The sequence below is a fragment of the Streptomyces drozdowiczii genome (assembly GCF_026167665.1).
GTDB lineage: Bacteria > Actinomycetota > Actinomycetes > Streptomycetales > Streptomycetaceae > Streptomyces > Streptomyces drozdowiczii_A.
In genome coordinates, this window is the sequence record NZ_CP098740.1 from 4,175,797 (window position 1) to 4,195,148 (window position 19,352).

At 72.5% G+C, this 19,352-nt stretch carries 14 protein-coding genes, 2 pseudogenes and 1 riboswitch; of the genes and pseudogenes, 13 read left to right on the plus strand and 3 right to left on the minus strand.

Annotation, left to right across the window (positions count from 1 at the left end):
• Positions 1–69: 69 nt before the first annotated feature.
• Positions 70–3,600, plus strand: a complete 3,531-nt coding sequence (mfd, locus tag NEH16_RS19070; protein ID WP_073968562.1) for a transcription-repair coupling factor — start codon at positions 70–72, stop codon at positions 3,598–3,600.
• A gap of 3 nt (positions 3,601–3,603) precedes the next feature.
• Here mfd and NEH16_RS19080 read toward each other — a convergent pair.
• Positions 3,604–4,169 (minus strand): annotated as a pseudogene (locus tag NEH16_RS19080) (TetR/AcrR family transcriptional regulator).
• 110 nt (positions 4,170–4,279) lie between these two features.
• Here NEH16_RS19080 and NEH16_RS19085 point away from each other — a divergent pair.
• Positions 4,280–5,155, plus strand: coding sequence for an SCO6745 family protein (locus tag NEH16_RS19085; RefSeq protein WP_265543933.1), 876 nt, complete (start codon positions 4,280–4,282; stop codon positions 5,153–5,155).
• Positions 5,156–5,346: 191 nt separating this feature from the next.
• Positions 5,347–6,101, plus strand: a pseudogene (locus tag NEH16_RS19090) (HNH endonuclease family protein).
• 68 nt (positions 6,102–6,169) lie between these two features.
• Here the strand turns inward: NEH16_RS19090 and NEH16_RS19095 are convergent.
• On the minus strand, positions 6,170–6,943 hold the full coding sequence (locus NEH16_RS19095) for an SDR family oxidoreductase (protein WP_265543934.1): 774 nt from the start codon (positions 6,941–6,943) through the stop codon (positions 6,170–6,172).
• Positions 6,944–7,021: 78 nt separating this feature from the next.
• Between NEH16_RS19095 and NEH16_RS19100 the strand changes: the two genes are divergently transcribed.
• Positions 7,022–7,651 carry a TetR/AcrR family transcriptional regulator gene (locus tag NEH16_RS19100; RefSeq protein WP_265547260.1) on the plus strand — a complete coding sequence of 210 codons (630 nt, stop codon included), beginning with the start codon at positions 7,022–7,024 and terminating at the stop codon, positions 7,649–7,651.
• A 60-nt stretch (positions 7,652–7,711) separates the two neighbouring features.
• Here the strand turns inward: NEH16_RS19100 and NEH16_RS19105 are convergent, their stop codons facing one another.
• Complete coding sequence (locus NEH16_RS19105) at positions 7,712–8,590, minus strand: DUF4190 domain-containing protein (RefSeq protein WP_265543936.1); 879 nt, start codon at positions 8,588–8,590, stop codon at positions 7,712–7,714.
• Between the two features lie 219 nt (positions 8,591–8,809).
• On the opposite strand from NEH16_RS19105, the gene NEH16_RS19110 reads away from it, so the two are divergent.
• From NEH16_RS19110 to NEH16_RS19150, 9 genes are all read left to right on the plus strand, one after another.
• Positions 8,810–10,909: an N-6 DNA methylase gene (locus NEH16_RS19110; protein WP_265543938.1), complete on the plus strand. Its 2,100-nt coding sequence runs from the start codon at positions 8,810–8,812 to the stop codon at positions 10,907–10,909.
• A gap of 122 nt (positions 10,910–11,031) precedes the next feature.
• Positions 11,032–11,631, plus strand: coding sequence for a hypothetical protein (locus NEH16_RS19115; RefSeq protein WP_265543940.1), 600 nt, complete (start codon positions 11,032–11,034; stop codon positions 11,629–11,631).
• On the plus strand, positions 11,628–13,160 hold the full coding sequence (locus tag NEH16_RS19120; RefSeq protein ID WP_265543941.1) for a serine/threonine-protein kinase: 1,533 nt from the start codon (positions 11,628–11,630) through the stop codon (positions 13,158–13,160). Before NEH16_RS19115 ends, NEH16_RS19120 begins: the two co-directional genes overlap by 4 nt.
• An 87-nt stretch (positions 13,161–13,247) precedes the next feature.
• Positions 13,248–14,216: a glycosyltransferase family 2 protein gene (locus NEH16_RS19125; RefSeq protein WP_265543944.1), complete on the plus strand. Its 969-nt coding sequence runs from the start codon at positions 13,248–13,250 to the stop codon at positions 14,214–14,216.
• Positions 14,217–14,230: 14 nt separating this feature from the next.
• Complete coding sequence (locus tag NEH16_RS19130) at positions 14,231–14,614, plus strand: GtrA family protein (protein WP_374215616.1); 384 nt, start codon at positions 14,231–14,233, stop codon at positions 14,612–14,614.
• Positions 14,615–14,750: 136 nt separating this feature from the next.
• Positions 14,751–15,407 carry a SurA N-terminal domain-containing protein gene (locus NEH16_RS19135; RefSeq protein WP_073968553.1) on the plus strand — a complete coding sequence of 219 codons (657 nt, stop codon included), beginning with the start codon at positions 14,751–14,753 and terminating at the stop codon, positions 15,405–15,407.
• Between the two features lie 33 nt (positions 15,408–15,440).
• Positions 15,441–16,403, plus strand: a complete 963-nt coding sequence (locus tag NEH16_RS19140; protein WP_265543949.1) for a nucleoside triphosphate pyrophosphohydrolase — start codon at positions 15,441–15,443, stop codon at positions 16,401–16,403.
• Between the two features lie 9 nt (positions 16,404–16,412).
• Positions 16,413–17,747 (plus strand): cytochrome P450 family protein, encoded by a 1,335-nt coding sequence (locus NEH16_RS19145; protein WP_265543951.1) that lies wholly within the window; start codon positions 16,413–16,415, stop codon positions 17,745–17,747.
• A gap of 106 nt (positions 17,748–17,853) precedes the next feature.
• Positions 17,854–18,897, plus strand: coding sequence for a transglycosylase family protein (locus tag NEH16_RS19150; RefSeq protein ID WP_265543952.1), 1,044 nt, complete (start codon positions 17,854–17,856; stop codon positions 18,895–18,897).
• Between the two features lie 285 nt (positions 18,898–19,182).
• A riboswitch (cyclic di-AMP (ydaO/yuaA leader) is annotated at positions 19,183–19,351 on the plus strand.
• The last annotated feature ends 1 nt before the right edge of the window (position 19,352 follow it).

Sequence of the window (19,352 nt, forward strand, 5' to 3'; positions counted from 1 at the left end):
CCCGGGGCAGCGCGCCCTGGCGGCAGCCGGCCGTCAGAGCCCTTCTCCTCTCCCGGACGGAAGCCCTTCATGAGCCTGAACGGTCTGCTGGATGTCGTCGTACGTGATCCGGCGCTCGACGAAGCGGTGAAGGCCGCCGGTGACGGCCACCGGATGCACATCGACCTGGTGGGCCCGCCCGCCGCGCGGCCCTTCGCCGTCGCCGCGCTGGCCAGGGACGCCGGGCGGACGGTCCTCGCGGTCACCGCGACCGGCCGGGAGGCGGAGGACCTGGCGGCCGCGCTGCGCACCATGCTGCCGCCGGACACGATCGCGGAGTTCCCGTCCTGGGAGACCCTGCCGCACGAGCGCCTGTCGCCCCGCTCCGACACCGTGGGCCGCCGGCTCGCCGTGCTGCGGCGCCTCGCGCACCCGAGCGCCGACGACCCGGAGACCGGGCCGGTCTCGGTCGTCGTCGCGCCGATCCGGTCCGTGCTCCAGCCGCAGGTCAAGGGGCTCGCGGACCTGGAGCCGGTCGCGCTGCGCACCGGGCAGAGCGCCGACCTCGGGGAGACCGTGGAGGCGCTGGCGGCAGCCGCGTACGCCCGGGTCGAACTGGTCGAGAAGCGCGGCGAGTTCGCGGTGCGCGGCGGCATCCTCGACGTGTTCCCGCCCACCGAGGAGCACCCGCTCCGGGTGGAGTTCTGGGGCGACGACGTCGAGGAGATCCGCTACTTCAAGATCGCGGACCAGCGGTCCCTGGAGGTCGCCGAGCACGGCCTGTGGGCGCCGCCCTGCCGTGAGCTGCTGCTGACGGACGAGGTGCGGGAGCGGGCCGCCGCGCTCGCCGAGGCCCACCCGGAGCTGGGCGAACTCCTCCACAAGATCGCCGAGGGCATCGCGGTGGAGGGCATGGAATCCCTCGCGCCGGTCCTCGTGGACGACATGGAGCTGCTGCTCGACGTGCTGCCCAAGGGCGCGATGGCCGTCGTCTGCGACCCCGAGCGGGTCCGGACCCGGGCCGCGGACCTGGTCGCGACCAGCCAGGAGTTCCTGCAGGCGTCCTGGGCGGCGTCGGCGGGCGGAGGCGAGGCCCCGATCGACGTCGGCGCGGCCTCGCTGCGGGGCATCGCGGACGTCCGCGAGCGGGCCCGTGAGCTGGACATGATGTGGTGGTCGATCTCCCCGTTCGCGGCCGACGCGGAGCTGGACGACGACACGCTGCCGCTGGGCATGCAGGCGCCCGAGATGTACCGGGGTGACACCGCGCGGGCGTTCGCCGACACGAAGGGCCGGCTGGCCGACGGCTGGCGCACGGTGTACGTCACGGAGGGCCAGGGGCTCGCCTCGCGTACGGTCGAGATGCTGGGCGGCGAGGGGATCGCGGCCCGGCTCGACCCGGACCTGGACGAGATCTCCCCGTCGGTGGTCCACGTCTCGTGCGGGGCCATCGACCACGGCTTCGTCCACCCCGGCCTGAAGCTCGCCGTGCTCACGGAGACCGACCTCACCGGGCAGCGCACCGCCACGAAGGACCTGGGCCGGATGCCGGTCCGGCGGCGCAAGACGATCGACCCGCTGACGCTGGAGACCGGCGACTACATCGTGCACGAGCAGCACGGCGTGGGCCGCTACATCGAGATGGTGCAGCGCACGGTGCAGGGGGCGACGCGCGAGTACCTGCTCGTCGAGTACGCCCCGGCCAAGCGCGGGCAGCCCGGCGACCGGCTGTACATCCCGACCGACCAGCTGGAGCAGGTCACCAAGTACGTCGGCGGCGAGGCCCCGACCCTGCACCGGCTCGGCGGCGCGGACTGGACGAAGACGAAGGCGCGCGCCAAGAAGGCCGTCAAGGAGATCGCTGCCGACCTGATCAAGCTGTACTCGGCCCGGATGGCGGCCCCCGGCCACACCTTCGGCCCGGACACCCCCTGGCAGCGCGAGCTGGAGGACGCGTTCCCGTACGCCGAGACGCCCGACCAGCTGACGACGATCGCCGAGGTCAAGGAGGACATGGAGAAGTCGGTCCCGATGGACCGGTTGATCTGCGGCGACGTGGGGTACGGCAAGACGGAGATCGCGGTGCGCGCCGCGTTCAAGGCGGTGCAGGACGGGAAGCAGGTCGCCGTCCTCGTTCCGACCACGCTGCTCGTGCAGCAGCACTACGGCACGTTCACCGAGCGCTATTCCCAGTTCCCCGTCAACGTACGCGCGCTGAGCCGCTTCCAGTCCGAGGCCGAGTCCAAGGCGACGCTCGCCGGGCTGAAGGACGGTTCCGTCGACCTGGTCATCGGCACCCACCGGCTGTTCTCATCGGAGACGAAGTTCAAGGACCTGGGCCTCGTCATCGTGGACGAGGAGCAGCGGTTCGGCGTCGAGCACAAGGAGCAGCTGAAGAAGCTCCGCGCCAACGTGGACGTGCTGACCATGTCCGCGACGCCCATCCCCCGCACGCTCGAAATGGCGGTCACCGGCATCCGCGAGATGTCCACGATCACCACCCCGCCGGAGGAGCGCCACCCGGTCCTGACCTTCGTCGGGCCGTACGAGGAGAAGCAGATCGGCGCCGCGATCCGGCGTGAACTGCTGCGTGAGGGCCAGGCGTTCTACATCCACAACCGGGTCGAGTCGATCGACCGGGCGGCGGCGCGGCTGCGCGAGATCGTGCCCGAGGCGCGGATCGCCACGGCGCACGGCCAGATGTCCGAACAGGCCCTGGAGCAGGTCGTGGTGGACTTCTGGGAGAAGAAGTTCGACGTGCTGGTCTCCACGACGATCGTGGAGTCGGGCATCGACATCTCCAACGCGAACACGCTGATCGTGGAGCGCGGCGACAACTTCGGCCTCTCCCAGCTGCACCAGCTGCGCGGCCGCGTCGGCCGGGGCCGCGACCGGGGTTACGCCTACTTCCTGTACCCGCCGGAGAAGCCCCTGACGGAGACCGCCCACGAGCGCCTGGCCACGATCGCCCAGCACACCGAGATGGGCGCGGGCATGTACGTGGCCATGAAGGACCTGGAGATCCGCGGCGCGGGCAACCTCCTCGGCGGCGAGCAGTCCGGCCACATCGCGGGCGTCGGCTTCGACCTGTACGTACGCATGGTGGGCGAGGCGGTCGCGGACTACCGGGCGTCCCTGGAGGGCGGCGTGGAGGAGGAACCGCCGCTGGAGGTCAAGATCGAGCTCCCGGTCGACGCGCACGTCCCGCACGACTACGCCCCCGGCGAGCGGCTGCGCCTCCAGGCGTACCGCTCGATCGCCTCGGCGTCCTCGGAGGACGACATCAAGGCGGTCCGCGAGGAGCTGACGGACCGCTACGGCAAGCTCCCGGAACCGGTCGAGAACCTGCTCCTGGTGGCGGGCCTGCGCATGCTGGCCCGCGCCTGCGGGGTCGGCGACATCGTCCTCCAGGGCCCGAACATCCGCTTCGCGCCGGTGGAGCTGCGCGAGTCGCAGGAACTCCGCCTGAAGCGGCTGTACCCGAAGACGGTGATCAAGCCGGCGGTCCACCAGATCCTGGTGCCGCGCCCGACGACGGGCAAGATCGGCGGCAAGCCGGTGGTGGGGCGGGAGCTGCTGGCGTGGACGGGGGAGTTCCTGACGACGATCCTGGGGTCGTGAGCCCTAGGTCGCGTCCCCGGCGTTGAACAGCAACCGGCCGACCAGGCGGAAGACCTCCTCGGGATCGCGACCGCCCATCGCGTCGTCCAGGTTGCCGCTCAGCAGAAGCGTGGCGAAGCCGTGGGCGAGGGACCAGGCGGCTACGCCTGTCAGGCGGGGGTTGTCGGTGGGGGCAGGCGGGCGACGCCCGCGCGCAGTTCCGTCGTCGCGCGGGCCTTCGCCGCCAGCAGGTCCGGGTCGTCCGTGCGGTGGAGGTCCGGCTGGAACATCACCTGGAAGTGCGCCGGGTGCGCCCGCGCGAACCGTACGTACGCCACGCCCCGCTCCCGGAGGTCGGGGGCCGCCGCCAAGGCGTCCGCGAACAGGGCGTAGCCCTCGGCGGCGATCGCGGTGAGCAGGCCCGTGCGGTCCTTGAAGTGGTGGGCGGGGGCGGCGTGGGAGACGCCGGCCCGGCGGGCCAGGTCGCGGAGGCTGAGCGCGGCGGGGCCCTCGGTGCGGATGACGTCGAGGGCGGCGGTGAGGACGGCCCGCCGCAGGTCGCCGTGGTGGTAGGCGCGGTCGCTGGTCATGGACAGCAGGTTACGCGGGATCTAGTCGTTGACAAGTTCCCGGATCGCGCGCACTCTGGAGATCTAGGCAGTGGCTAGATGGTGGCCGGTGCGGGGCGGAAGGTGTGGACATGTCCGAGGAACTGGGTCGCGTACGACAGCTGTGGCACCTGCTGGAGCCGGTGCACGCGGTCCTGTATTACGCGCCGGAGGCGTTCGAGGAGGCCGCCGCGCTCGGGTACGCGGTCGATGAGCGGTGGCCGAGCTACTTCGCCTGGCGGGCGGCGCCGCTGGGCGCGGTGGGGGCGGACCCGGTCGGGGAGACGTTCTACAGCTTCAGCCCGCGCATGGTCGGCGCGTATGTGCCCGCCGTCTGGTCGGTCGCCTCGCCGGACGCGGTGCTGGCCGCGCGGGGGCGGGCCGTGGACCGTGCGTACCAGGCGCTCCTGGGGGACGAGGCCGCCGCGCCGGACACGGCCGAGGCCGCCGCGCTGCTGCGGCGCGTGGCGGAGGCGGCCGACACGGCGGACCTGGCGCACCGGCCGCTCGCCGCCGCGAACGCCGCGCTGCCCTGGCCGGACGCACCCCACCTCGCCGTGTGGCACGCGGCGACCGTCCTGCGCGAACACCGGGGCGACGGCCACCTCGCGGCCCTGGCGCACGCGGAGTTGGACCCCGTCGAGTCACTGGTCTCGTTCGCGGCGATCGGGGCCGCCCGGCCCGAGGTCTTCGGCAGTCGGGGGTGGGGTGATGAGGAGTGGCGGGCGGCCCGCGAACGGCTGGAGAAGCGGGGGCTGGTGGCCGCCGACGGCACGGCGACCGAGGCGGGCCGGGCACTGCGGGCCGAGGTCGAGCGGCGTACGGACGAGGCGGCGGCGGGACCCTGGCGGGTGCTCACGGACGTGGAGCGGGAACGGCTGGTCGGTCTGCTGGGCCCGCTGTGGGTGGCGGCGATCGGGTCGGGACTGCTGCCGCCCGAGAACACGTTGGGCATCGGGAAGGTGTGAGGGGGCGCGGGCGCGGGAAGTCGGCCGCGAGGCGCGACCGGGGCGCGAGGTGTGACCCGGCCCGCACGCGGGAACGGGTCGCAGCCATGAAATCCTCCTCGCGGGGAAGACGTTCATAGAATTCCCTGGTTGGTTCGGCTTTCTCACCGTCAGGACGGCTACGAGTGATATCTCCCCGCGTGTGTCGAGTGATGGTCCCCGCCCTGGCCGCCACGGCCGTGCTCGCGCTGAGTGGCTGCGACCCCGATCAACTGCCCAAGGACATCGACACCACCGGCGGCGGCGCGGACGGAGGCGGCCAGTCCGCCACCGGCTTCGGCGCCAGCCCGCTGACGAACGACGACGGCACGAAGCCGGGCCTCGCCCCCTCACCTCGGACAAGGACCGGGCGGCGGCGCGGAAGATCATCGAGAAGGTCGCCACCAAGGGGCGCGGCCCCAAGACCGGTTACGAGCGGGACAAGTTCGGGTACGCGTGGAAGGACTCCGTGGACGACGTCCCGCTGTCCCACAACGGCTGCGACACCCGCAACGACCTGCTCGCCCGGGACGGCAAGGACGTCGAGCTGCGCTCCGGTTCGAAGTGCGTGGTCGTCTCCATGACGCTCAAGGACCCGTACACCGGCAAGACCATCGAGTGGCGCAAGCAGCAGGCGACCAAGGTCCAGATCGACCACGTCATGCCGCTGTCGTACGACTGGCAGATGGGCGCCGCCCACTGGAACGAGTCCAAGCGCCAGCAGATCGCCAACGACCCGCTCAACCTCATCCCCGTCGACGGCCCGGCCAACGGCTCCAAGAGCGACGGCGGCCCCGCGACCTGGCTCCCCCCGTACAAGCCGATCCGCTGCGCGTACGTGCTCCGCTTCGCCCAGGTCTCGCTGAAGTACGACCTGCCGGTGACGAGCGCGGACAAGGACATGATGCTGAAGCAGTGCGGCGGCTGACGCGGCAGTAGCTACGCGGGGCGGCGGGCCCGGGGGTCCGCCGCCCCTCCGCGTGCCCCGCGCGCCCCTCAGAGCCCTGAGCCCCCCGTCGCGTCGATCACCGTGCCCGTCACCCAGCGGGAGTCGTCCGAGGCGAGGAACGCCACGATGTCCGCGACGTCGCCCGGCTGTCCGACCCGGCCCAGGGCGGCCAGGGACGCGGCGCCCTTCTCCGCCTCGGCGTCGCCGCGCAGCCAGTCCGCGTTGATGTCGGTGTCGATGATGCCGGGGGCCACCGAGTTGACCGTGATGCCGCGCGGGCCCAGCTCCTTGGCGAGGGTCAGCGTGAAGTTGTCCAGGGCGCCCTTGGTCGCGCTGTAGGCGATGATGTTCGGCATCGCGATCCGGGCCGCGCCGCTGGAGATGTTGATGACCCGGCCGCCGTCGCGCAGCCGGTCGAGCCCGTGGCGCACGATGAAGAACGGGGCCCGCACGTTGACGGCGAATACCGCGTCGAACGCCTCCTCGGTGAGCGAGGACAGTTCGGAGTAGAGCCCGGCGCCCGCGTTGTTCACGATGATGTCGACGCCGCCGCCGGGCGCGTACGCGGTGATCTCCGCGTCGAACGCCTCCCACAGCGCGGCCGCGTCCCCATGCGTGCCCAGCTCGGCGCGGAGGGCGAACGCCGTGCCGCCGTTCTTCCGGATGACCTCCACGACCTCGTCGGCCGCCGCCGCGTCCCGGGCGTAGGCGACGGCGACGACAGCGCCCTCGCGCCCCAGCCGTTCCGCGATGCCCCGGCCGATACCCCGGCTGCCACCCGTGACCAGCGCGACCTTGCCCTCAAGTGCGTACGCAGACATGACTGTTACCCCTCAGCTATTTGTTGAGTGATCGTTCCAGAAAGAACGTAGCACGACTTCTTGAGCGGGCGCTCTAGAATGTGGGGCATGGGTGAGACAGGTGCGGCGCGCGGACGGCCGCGCTCCTTCGACCGGGACGCCGCGCTCGCGGCGGCCGTCCGGCTGTTCTGGGAGCGGGGTTACGGGGCGACCTCGATCGGTGAGCTGACGGAGGCGATGGGCATCCGGCCCGCGAGCCTCTACGCCGCGTTCGGCGACAAGCGGTCGCTCTTCGAGGAGGCGGTCGCCGCGTACGGGAGGACGCCCGTCGGGACCTTCATGCGCGACGCGCTGGAGCAGGAGCCCACGGCCTACCGCGCGTTCGCGCGCCTTCTGCGCGAGGCCGCCCGGATCTACGCCGACCCCTCGCACCCGGCGGGCTGCATGGTGATCACGGGGGCCGTGAACGTCACCCCGCAGGACGCCGGGGTGGCCGACCGCCTGAGGGGCGTGCGCAATTCCAACGTCACGGCCTGGGAGACGCGGCTGCGGGACGCGCAGCGCACGGGTGAGCTGCCGGAGCGGGTGGACCCCCGCGTCCTCGCCGGGTACTTCGCCACGATCGTCCAGGGCATGTCGCAGCGCTCCTGCGACGGGGCGGGCCCGGAGGAGCTGGCCGAGATCGCCGAACTCGCGCTCGCCGCCTGGCCGGGGGAGCGCGAGGACTGAGCCGACGCGGAAAACCCGCCCTGGCGGACGGGTTCCACGGGTGCGGGCACGCCGCGCGGGTCAGAGCTTCAGGTCCCACTGCGTCGAGTCGTACGTGAAGCTGGGACTGACCTCCACGGTGAGGTTCTTCGCGTCGGCCGGCGCGTCGAACGCGTAGAGCACCGTGACCTTCTTGCCGGGGAGGATCGTGCCGGTGAAGCCCGAGCCGACCTTGTCGTCGAAGATCTGCTCCGCGTCGACCCCGTCCTTACCGGCCCGTCCCTCGACGGTGACCAGTGCCGAGTCGAACTTCTCCTTGCCGGCGTTCTCGATCACGACGGCCACCTGGTACGCCTTGTTGCCCTTGGTGTGACCGGCCGCGAACTCACCGGGGGAGTACTTCGTCGCGTCGCCGACCGTGAGCGTCAGGTCGTCGTCGTACACGATCGCGTCACCGGCCTCCAGCGCCTCGCCGGTGGGCTTCTCCTCCTTGCCGGCCTTGTCGTCGCCGGACTTCTCCTTCTCGGCGCCCTTGCCGGCGTCCCCGCCCGCCTTCGGCTGCGCGGACGCCTTCGTGTCCGACACCGCCTTGTTCAGGTCGTCCACCGCGTCGTCCACCGTCTTGAAGGTGATCACCGCGCCGACCACCGACATGATCAGCGCGATCAGCGCGAGGACCGTGCCGAACGTGGCCATCTTCTTGTTCGTCGCCTCGCCCCTCTTGGCGCGGCCCCGGCCGACGAGCCCCAGGACCAGCGCGATCGTGCCGAGGATGCCCGCCAGCCAGAAGAGGAACGGGATGAGGCCGGAGACCGCGCCGATGAGCCCGAGGATCAGGGCGGCGGTGCCCAGCCCGTTGCGCGCGGGGCGCAGACCGGGCGCGTGAGCGGGGCCGTACGGCTGCTGCGGCTGGGGGTGCGGAGGCTGCGGGGACTGCGGCGGCTGCGTGAACTGGGACATGGCTGCGCCCTTCGGCAAGTACGGGATGAGTGGTGAGCGGATCCACCTGACGTCGCTCGTTCAGCGACAGGTCAATCACAGCATCATCTGTGAACCGAGTCAACACGGTTCACGCGGAACAGGTCCATGCACGCCGTGAATCGATGGCGAGTGCGCTGCTGTGTACGGGTCGGTATGCTCGCCCCGACCCGCCAGCGGTACAGCACAGGGAGACAGCAAGTGCCGGAGAACGCGACAGAGGTGACCGCCGCCGGAATCGCCCGCCTGGCGGGCGTGGGACGCGCCGCCGTCAGCAACTGGCGCCGTCGGCACGCCGACTTCCCCCAGCCCGTGGGCGGCACCGAGACCAGCCCGTCCTTCGCACTGCCCGAGGTCGAGCGGTGGCTGCGCGACCAGGGCAAGCTGGTCGAGGTCCCCCTCCGCGAACGCGTCTGGCAGCAGCTGGCCGGCCACCCGGCGGGCCCCGTCACCGCCCTCGTCCACACCGGCTGCGCCCTGCTGCTGGTGAACCGCAGCCCCGCCGCCTGGCGGGAGATCACCGGCGTGTCCGACGAGCGGATGGCCGGGGTGCTCTCCCTCGCGCTGGACGACGCCCTCACCGACCGCTTCGGGCCCGCCGGGAACGGGCGCGCCGTCCGCACCCCGGACCGCGCCGAACTCCTGCCGTCCGTGCCGCTGCTGCGCGGCGCCGCCGAGCTGGCCGCGGAGACCGGCGTCCGGGATGCGTACGAGTTCCTGCTCGGCCGTCAGCTCGACGCCAACCCGCGCCAGTACACGCTGACCCCGCCCGGTCTCGCCGAATTGATGGCGGAACTGGCCGGCACCGGCGGGCCCGGCGTGCGCACGGTGCTCGACCCGGCGGCGGGCACCGGCGCCCTGCTGACCGCTGCCGGGCCGGCCGGGCTGTACGCCCAGGAGAGCGACCCCGGCCTCGCAGCCGTCACCGCACTCCGCCTCGCCCTGCGCACGGCGGACACCCCGCGCACCGCCTCCGCCCGCCGCACCCTCGACGTACGCACCGGGGACACCCTGCGCGCCGACGCCTTCCCGGGGCTGGCCGCCGACGCCGTGCTCTGCCACCCCCCGTTCAACGAGCGCAACTGGGGCCACGACGAACTCGCCTACGATCCCCGCTGGGAGTACGGCTTCCCCGCCCGCACCGAGTCCGAACTCGCCTGGGTGCAGCACGCGCTGGCCCGGCTGCGCGACGGCGGCACCGCCGTCCTCCTGATGCCCCCCGCCGCCGCCTCCCGCCGATCCGGCCGCCGCATCCGCGCCGACCTCCTGCGCCGGGGCGCCCTGCGCGCCGTCATCGCGCTCCCGGCCGGCGCCGCACCCCCGTACGGCATCCCGCTCCATCTGTGGGTGCTCCGCAGGCCCGGCGCCGCGCCGCAGCCCAACCCCGCACTCCTGCTGGTCGACACCGCCGAGCCCGCCGAGCAGACCACCGGCGGCGGCCGGGACCGCCTCGACCTGACCGCCCTGCGCCACGCGGTAATCGACGCCTGGCACGCGTACGAGGGGCAGCGCCCGCAGCCCACGGCGCCGCACTCCGCCGCCGCCCGCACCGTCCCCGTCATCGAACTCCTCGACGACGACGTCGACCTCGCCCCCGCCCGCCACCTGCCGTCCCCCGCCGCCACCGGCGGACCCGCCGAACTGGCCGGCGTACGCGAGCGGCTGACCACGACCCTGGGCCTGGCCACGAGCCTCACCCCGCCACCCCCCGCCCCCACCGCACCCGCGCACCGCCCGCTCACCACCCTCGGCGAACTCGCCCGCGCGGGCGCCCTCCAGCTCCGCCACGGCGGCGCGGGCACCGGGACCGGCCCCGTCCTCACCGAGCACGACGTGCTGGGCGGCACCCCGCCCTCAGGCGCTCCGGCCACCGGCGCCCCGGCCACCGGCGCCCCCGAGGAGCCCGTCCTGGTCGAAGCGGGCGACGTCGTCGTGCCCGTGCTCGGCGGCGTCACCGTCGTCCGGGTCGTGGACGAGGCCACTGCGGGCGCCGCGCTCGGCCGCAACCTCCAACTGCTGCGCCCCGACCCGGACGTGCTCGACCCCTGGTTCCTCGCCGGCTTCCTGCGCGGCACCACCAACAACCGGCAGGCCAGCAGCCACGCCTCCACCGCGACCCGGCTGGACGCCCGCCGCCTGCAACTGCCGCGCCTGCCCCTGGCCGAGCAGCGGCGCTACGGCGAACGGTTCCGCGCGCTCGCCGCGTTCGAGGACGCGCTGCGGCTCGCCGGACGGCTCGGCGGACAGCTCGTGCAGGGCCTCTACGACGGATTGACGGACGGTACGGTCACGCCGGAGTGACCGGAACCACAACGGTTCCGCACAACCCCGGGCCCTCTGTCGGTGTCGCCCCTTACGCTCGGATCCGCACGCACGCCCGTGTGCGCGCGGACGTTTCACGACCAGGCAATCCAGGAGCAGCCATGTACGCCCCGGGTCTTCCGCCCACGGCGCCGCGCCGAGTCCCCGGCAGGGCCTGGATCGTCTCCATGCGCGTGCTGTTCATCCTGATCGCGGTCTGCTCCTTGGGCTTTCTGCTGTGGGCGCCGCTGCTCAGGCTCGCGTTCGTCCGCCGCCGTGCCCTCGACTGGTGGGCGGCCGGCGCCGGCTTCGTGTTCACCTGCGTGGTGATCGCCGTGCTCGGCAGGAACGAGCCGGAGGTGGAGGCGGACGGCCTCGACAACGTGTTCATAGCGCTGCAACTCCTGGTCCTCGCGGCCGTCTGCGTGTACTACCTCGTCGCCGACGTGCGTTTCCACGCACGCCTGACCGGGAAGGGCGCCGGACTCCCGCACCAGGGGGCCGGCTACGCGTACGTCACGACCGTGCCCGTGCCCACGCCTCCGTACGGACAGCCGCAGCCCTACCCGCCGCACCCCGGGCAGCAGCAGCCCTACCCGCTTCCCCTCACCCGCTGCCCCCAGCCCGAGGACGCCCGCCCCGCCCCGCCCCAGCGCATCGACCAGGTCCGCGCCGAGCTGGACGAGCTGAGCGACTACCTCCGCAAGGAGGAGGGCCGGTGAACGGTCGCCTCATCGGCGGGCGGTACGAGCTGGCGACGATCCTCGGCCAGGGCGGCATGGGCCAGGTCTGGACGGCCTACGACCAGCGCCTCGACCGCCGGGTCGCCGTCAAGCTGCTGCGCCCCGACCGGGTCACCGGGCCCATCGGCAGCGAGGCCGCCGACGAGCTGCGCCGCCGTTTCGTCCGCGAGTGCCGGGTCACCGCGCAGGTGGACCACCCGGGCCTGGTCACCGTGCACGACGCCGGCAGCGACGGCGACGACCTGTTCCTCGTCATGCAGTACGTGGAGGGCGCCGACCTCGGCGACCACCTCGCCGAGCACGACCCCTACCCCTGGCCCTGGGCCGTCGCGGTGGCCGCGCAGCTGTGCGCCGTCCTCAGCGCCGTGCACGCCGTACCGATCGTCCACCGCGACCTCAAGCCCCGTAACGTGATGGTCCGTCCGGACGGCACCGTGCTCGTCCTCGACCTCGGTGTCGCGTCCGTCCTCGACACCGACACCACCCGCCTCACCAACACCGGCTCGCCCATCGGCTCCCCGGCCTACATGGCGCCCGAGCAGGCCATGGGCGGCGCGGTCGGCCCGTACACCGACCTCTACGCCCTCGGCGTCCTCCTGCACGAACTGCTCAGCGGCGATGTGCCGTTCGCCGGGTCCACCGCCCTCGGCGTGCTCCACCGGCACCTGTACGAACCGCCGCTGCCGGTCCGCCGGATCCGGCCCGACATCCCCGAGCCGCTGGAGGCACTGGTGCTGCGGCTGCTCGCCAAGGACCCGCAGCACCGCCCGGCCAGCGCCCAGGAGGTGTACGAACACCTCGCCCCGCTGCTGCCCGCACGCGGCTCCCGGCCGCCCGCCGGGCCGCTCGACCCCACCCGTCCGTTCCTGCGCCCGCACGCCCCCTGGCCCGACCGCGCCACGGTTCCGCCGCCGGCCATGCCCGCCACGCCGCCCGCCCGGACGGACGTCGCCGCAGCCGTGGACGAGGTCAAGCGGCTCCTCGGCGAGGGCCGCATCACCCAGGCCGTGGACATGCTCGGCGGGCTCCTCCCGGTCGCCGCCGAACAGCACGGGTCCGGCTCCCCGGTCGTCCGCATCCTGCGCAAGCAGTACGCGGCGACCCTCATGGACGACGGCCAGTACCGCCGCGCCCTGCCCGAACTGCGCCGGCTCGCCGACGACCGGGCCGCCGAGGCGGGCCCCGCGGACCCGCAGACCCTCGGCCACCGCTGCGACGTGGCCCAGTGCCTGGAACAGCTCGGTGAACCGGCCGCCGCGCTCGCGGAGTACCGCGCCGTGCTGCCGTACTACGAGAACCAGTACGCCACGGGCAACGACCCGGCACGCTCGTACGAGATCCGCCACCGCATCGGGCAGCTGCTGCTCGCCCTCGGCGACCACGCGAACGCGCGCGCCCAGCTCCAGTCCCTGCTGTACGACACCGAGCGCGCCTACGGCCCGCACCACCCGCTGCCCGTCGAGCTGCGCCGGCAGCTGCAACGCCAGATGGAGGTCCGGGGCGGCTGAGAGCCGGGACGGGCCGTTCACCCGATGGCCGCCCACCGGCCACACCGGGCTCCGGAGGGCGACACATCGACCGGTTGATGTACATGGGTGCTGATCTCGCTGGTGGTGCCTTGTTTCAACGAGGAAGAGATCCTCGAACGCTTCCATGAACGCGTCACGGACGAAATGTCCCGCCTCGGGCACGCGTTCGAGGTCGTCTACATCGACGACGGAAGCGCCGACCGGACCCTGCCCCTCATCCAGGAGCTGGCCACCGCCGACGCGCGCGTCCGGTACGTCTCCTTCAGCCGCAACTTCGGCAAGGAGGCCGCCATGCTGGCCGGCCTCCAGCACGCCGAGGGGGACACGGTGGTGCTCATGGACGCCGACCTCCAGCACCCGCCGGAACTGGTCGGCCGGATGCTCCAGGAGCACGCCCGGGGCTACGACCAGGTCATCGCCCGCCGCACCCGCGCCGGCGACCGCGTCACCCGTACCGTCACCGCACGCGCCTACTACTGGCTGATCAACCGCCTCGTGGACGTCGAACTGGTCGACGGCGTCGGAGACTTCCGGCTCCTCTCCCGCCGCGCGGCGGACGCCGTGCTCTCGCTCACCGAGTACAACCGCTTCTCCAAGGGCCTCTTCGCCTGGGTCGGCTTCCCCACCACGACGTTCAGTTACGAGAACGCCGTACGGGAACAGGGCCGTTCCGCCTGGACCTTCGGCAAGCTCCTCAACTACGGCCTGGACGGGCTGCTCTCCTTCAACAACAAGCCCCTGCGCGCCGCCCTCTACCTCGGCCTGCTCCTGACCTCCGTCGCCCTCGCGTACGCCGCCTGGATCGTCGGCGTCGCCCTCGTGCGCGGTGTCGACACCCCCGGTTACGTCACCCTGCTCGTCGTGGTCACCGCGCTCGCCGGCGTCCAGATGGTGCTCGCCGGGGTCGTCGGCGAGTACGTCGGGCGTATCTACTACGAGGTGAAGCGCCGCCCGCACTTCCTGGTCAAGGCCACCAACGCCCGGACCCGCGAAGCCGCCGCCGAACCGGAGCCCCGGGAGTTCGTACGCCGATGACGGTCACCGCACAAATGGCACGTTTCGCTGTCGTCGGCGCGGTGAACACCGGCACGTACTACGGCCTCTACCTGCTCCTGCTGCACTGGCTGCCGTACATCGCCGCCCATGTGCTCGCCTTCGCGCTCAGCATGATCGGCTCGTTCTTCCTGAACTCGTACTTCACGTACCGCACCCGGCCCACCTGGCGGAAGTTCCTGCTCTTCCCCCTCACCAACGCGGCCAACTTCGTCATCACCACCGGCGGCGTCTACCTCCTGGTCGACCTGGCCGGATTCAGCGACCGCTACGCCCCGCTGGTGGCCGCCGCGGCCGCCATCCCCATCACGTTCGTGGTCTCGCGCACGATCATGCTGCGGCCGGACACACCGTCGAAAACGGCCGAACGTGTCGGCTGAGCCGCCCGACGGCGGACCGCATCCCCAACTCCTCCCGAATCGTTGGTCGAATCAGTGGCCCGGACCGGTTCCACTCCCTAACATCGATCACCGCAAGGCTTTGTGCACCGCCGCACAATCTCCTCGGGAGGCTCCTTTGCACCGCCGCCGTCGCACCGCGCTCACCGTCTCCGCCGCGCTGCTCGCCGCAGCGCCGCTCGTCACCGCCTGTGGCAGCCAGGCCCACCCCGGCGCCGCGGCCGTCGTCGGCGGCGACCGGATCACGGTGTCCACCGTGCAGGCGCAGGTGGCCGACGTACGCAAGGCGCAGGGCTCGTCCCCGCAGTCCGCCCAGCTCACCGACCAGTCCGGCCAGCTGGCCCGGGCCAAGCTGCACGGGCTGATCCTGGACCGCGTCCTCGACCGGGCCGCGGCGGACGCGGGCGTCACGGTGAGCCGCGCGGAGATCCAGCAGATGCGCCAGTCCGCCGTCGCCCAGTACAGCGGCGAGAAGGGCCTCCAGCAGGCCGTCCTCCAGGAGCGCTGGCTCGCCCCGGGCCAGATCGACGCCTTCCTGCGCGAGCAGATCCAGATCACCAAGCTCGGCCAGGCCCTCGGCGCCGACCCGTCCACGCCCGAGGGCACCAAGGCCATCGGCGACGCGCTCACCAAGGCGTCCAAGGCGCTGAACGTCGACGTCAACCCCCGCTACGGCACCTGGGACAACCAGCAGATCCAGCTGGGCGACTACAAGGCCCCGTGGATCTCCCAGGTCACCAAGCCCGCCCAGGCGGCCGCCGAGGCCGGGGCCTGAGCCCGCTGTGACGGCCGGGGTAGATTCGGTGGCGTGAACGCTGAAGACCCCGGCCGCATCGTCCTGCTCACCGTCAGCCACCGGGTCGCGCCCGGACTGCTGTCCTGGCCCGCCTGGCAGGCGCTGCACGGCGCCGACGAGGTGCGCTGCGGCGAGCCGGAGCAGCCGCAGCTGCCGTATCTGAGCGAGGCCGGCGTCACCGTCACCCCGGGCGTGCCCGACGCCCAGGAGCTGGTGGACGCCTGCGCGGGCGGCCGGACCGTGGTCGTCCTCACCGGCGGCGCGGGCAATCAGCCGCTCACCGACGGCCTGGCCCGGCTGGCCGGCTCCGGACGGGTGCGGATGCCGGACCTGGAGCTGCTGCCCGGCGCGTACGACCTGCCGGGCGCCCGGCTCCTCGACCTCGTCCAGGTCATGGACCGCATCCGGGTCGAGTGCCCCTGGACCTCGCAGAAGACCCACAAGGGCCTCGCCAAGTACGCCATCGAGGAGGCGTACGAGCTGGTCGAGGCGATCGAGGACGGCGACCGCGAGGAGCTGCGCGAGGAGCTGGGGGACGTACTGCTCCAGGTGGTCTTCCACGCGCGCATCGCGGAGGAGGACGAAGAGGAGCCGTTCTCCGTGGACGACGTGGCCGGCACGCTCATCGAGAAGCTGATCCACCGCCACCCGCACGTCTTCGGCGACGAGACCGCCGAGGTCCCGGAGGACAGTCGCGCCCATTGGATGCGCACCAAGGCGATCGAGAAGCAGCGTGAATCCGTCACCGACGGGGTACCGATCGGCCAGCCCGGCCTGGCGCTTGCCGCGAAGCTCGCGAGCCGGGTCCGTACCGCCGGACTCGACGTGCCGCTCCCCGAGGGTGACGACATCGGCTACCGCCTCCTCGCCCTCGCCGTACAGGCTCAGGAGGAGGGCATCGACCCGGAGGCCGCCCTGCGCGCCGCGGGCCGCGCGTACCGGGACGCGATCCGGACGGCGGAGGGCACCGGATAACGTCGGGGAGTGAACGACAGCCCCGCCCAAGCCGCGGCCGTACCCGCCGGCTGCCCCGCCCACACCTCGTCCGCCGCCGTGCCGCCCGCGCCCGAGCTCTTCACCTGGGAGTTCGCCACCGACCCGTACCCCGCGTACGCCTGGCTGCGCGAGCACAGTCCCGTGCACCGCACCACGCTGCCCAGCGGGGTCGAGGCGTGGCTCGTCACCCGGTACGCGGACGCCCGGCAGGCGCTCGCCGACTCGCGGCTGTCCAAGAACCCGGCGCACCACGCCGAGCCCGCGCATGCCAAGGGGAAGACCGGCATCCCCGGGGAGCGCAAGGCCGAGCTGATGACGCACCTGCTCAACATCGACCCGCCCGACCACACCCGGCTGCGCCGCCTGGTCTCCAAGGCGTTCACGCCCCGGCGCATCGCGCAGTTCGCGCCCCGGGTGCAGGAGCTGACGGACCGGCTCATCGACGGGTTCGTGGAGAAGGGGGAGGCCGACCTGATCCACGAGTTCGCCTTCCCGCTCCCCATCTACGCGATCTGCGACCTGCTCGGCGTGCCCCGCGAGGACCAGGACGACTTCCGGGACTGGGCGGGCATGATGATCCGGCACGGCGGCGGGCCGCGCGGCGGGGTCGCCCGGTCCGTGAAGAAGATGCGGGCCTATCTGCTCGAACTGATCCACCGCAAGCGCGAGGACCTGGGCGACGACCTGATCTCCGGGCTGATCAGGGCGAGCGACCACGGCGAGCACCTGACGGAGAACGAGGCCGCCGCGATGGCCTTCATCTTGCTCTTCGCCGGTTTTGAAACGACCGTGAACCTGATCGGCAATGGCGTCCACACCCTGCTGAACCACCCCGCCGAGCGCGAGCGGCTGCAACGCGCGCTGGCGGCCGGCGACAGCGAACTGCTGGCCACCGGGGTCGAGGAACTGCTGCGCTACGACGGCCCGGTGGAGCTCGCCACCTGGCGGTTCGCCACCGAGCCGCTGACCATCGGAGGGCAGCGCGTGGCGGAGGGCGATCCGGTGCTCGTGGTGCTCGCGGCGGCCGACCGGGACCCCGAGCGGTTCGCGGGACCGGACACCCTGGACCTGTCGCGGAGCGACAATCAGCACCTCGGCTACGGCCACGGCATTCATTACTGTCTGGGAGCGCCGCTCGCGCGGCTGGAGGGACAGGCCGCGCTCGCCACTCTGCTGACGCGCCTTCCGGACCTGCGACTTGCGGGAGAATCGGGGGATTTGCGGTGGCGCGGCGGGCTCATCATGCGCGGACTGCGCACTCTGCCGGTGGAATTCACGCCGGGGGCGCGCACCCGGGAAAGTGACGCTCTGTCAACTCTGTGACTTTCGCGTGATCTCTACTGCATCGACTTGTGACTCACGTTCGAGTTTCGCTAGGTTCACCGTTCGACTCACCAGTCGCTTGTCAGTCACACGGAAGGCATCTCCCATGGGCTCCGCGAACGGCAGACACCGCCGCCCTCGTCAGGCACCCGCCATCGTGGTCGCCGCAGGCGTCACCGGCTCGGCCATCGCCATCCCGCTGCTCGGCGCGGCAAGCGCACACGCCGCGGACACCGCGACCTGGGACCGGGTGGCCGACTGCGAGAGCGGCGGGACCTGGAGCGCCGACCTCGGCAACGGCTCCTACGGCGGTCTCCAGTTCACGCCGGAGCTGTGGAAGGCGTACGGCGGCGAGGCTTACGCGGAGCGCGCCGACCTCGCCAGCCGCTCGCAGCAGATCGCGGTGGCCGAACGGGTCCTGGCTGCCAAGGGCCCGAAGGCGTGGCCCAGCTGTGCGGTGATCTCCGGGCTCACCAAGGCCGCGGGCAAGGCGGACGTGGACCCGGGCGACCAGGACGCGGACGAGCCCGCCCGGAGCGCCGACTCGGGCCTCGACGCCGGTCTCGGCACCGACCCGGTGGACGACGCGTCCTCGGCCTCCTCGGCCACCCCGTCGGACGCGGCGTCCGGCTCGGCCGCCACGGAGAAGAAGGCCGGCAAGGGCTCCGGCAAGCACGCGGGCAAGAGCGCCGACGCCTCCCCGTCCGCCGACCCCTCGGGCACCCCGTCCGCCGACCCGTCCGCCTCCGCCGACCCGTCCACGACGCCGTCCGCCGACCCCTCCGCGGACCCCTCGGCGAGCGCGGCGGACGACGCGCGGGCGAAGGGCGGCAAGCACCGGGGCGCCCCGGCCGCCGACGAGGCCGCCGGGACGGCCGAGGGGCGGGACGCGGGCCGGCACGCCTCGCGGGGTGACGGTGACGCACGCGACAGCGCCACGCGGCCGGCTGACGGCACGTACACCGTACGGCCGGGCGACAACCTCTGGGCGATCGCCGACGCGCAGGAGCTGCCCGGCGGCTGGCCCGAGCTGTACGAGGCGAACAAGGCCGAGGTGGGCTCCGACCCGGACCTCATCCTGCCCGGTCAGAACCTCGATCTGGGCCTGGCCGGCCCGGCCCCCGAGAAGGTCGCCGAGAGCGCCGGATGAGCCGTTAGAGCCCTCTGTGCTTTGGGTGGTTTAAGAGGCCCATGTCCCACTTTTGACCGAGTGAGACATGGGTCTCTTTGCGTGAACTCACGCTGCTTGTCCGGGAGGTCCCGCCGCATCCGTTCCGACCTGCACAAATGAGGGTTCATCGGATGCTCTTACGGGATGATTATCCGGTATGTCCTTCTTTGAATATGGCCGGTGGGTGTGATTACGGTCGGAACCGCTCGCACCGCGGGCCCCGTCGACCGTCACGCCGAATCCTGCCGTCGGTCGAAGGGAACAGACGCGAAAGCGCCGTAGGCAGGAGCGGGGGACCCAGGTAGGCGCTGGGCCCGGTCGTCGGGAGACGAACCGGGGCCGGCTAGGGGTGAAGTCGCGCCAGGAGCGCGGCCGGGCAACTCACTTGGCCCGAACCCGACAGCTCACCTCGCAGGCGTCGGTGAGGAGAAGAC

Bases quoted from the DNA above. Each gene is read 5' to 3' on its own strand.
- NEH16_RS19115 (WP_265543940.1), top strand. From the start codon at position 11,032: ATGTACGCCCCGGGTCTTCCGCCCACGGCGCCGCGCCGAGTCCCCGGC.
- NEH16_RS19085 (WP_265543933.1), top strand. From the start codon at position 4,280: ATGTCCGAGGAACTGGGTCGCGTACGACAGCTGTGGCACCTGCTGGAG.
- NEH16_RS19150 (WP_265543952.1), top strand. From the start codon at position 17,854: ATGGGCTCCGCGAACGGCAGACACCGCCGCCCTCGTCAGGCACCCGCC.
- mfd (WP_073968562.1), top strand. From the start codon at position 70: ATGAGCCTGAACGGTCTGCTGGATGTCGTCGTACGTGATCCGGCGCTC.
- NEH16_RS19105 (WP_265543936.1), bottom strand. From the start codon at position 8,590: ATGTCCCAGTTCACGCAGCCGCCGCAGTCCCCGCAGCCTCCGCACCCC.
- NEH16_RS19100 (WP_265547260.1), top strand. From the start codon at position 7,022: ATGTGGGGCATGGGTGAGACAGGTGCGGCGCGCGGACGGCCGCGCTCC.
- NEH16_RS19095 (WP_265543934.1), bottom strand. From the start codon at position 6,943: ATGTCTGCGTACGCACTTGAGGGCAAGGTCGCGCTGGTCACGGGTGGC.
- NEH16_RS19130 (WP_374215616.1), top strand. From the start codon at position 14,231: ATGGCACGTTTCGCTGTCGTCGGCGCGGTGAACACCGGCACGTACTAC.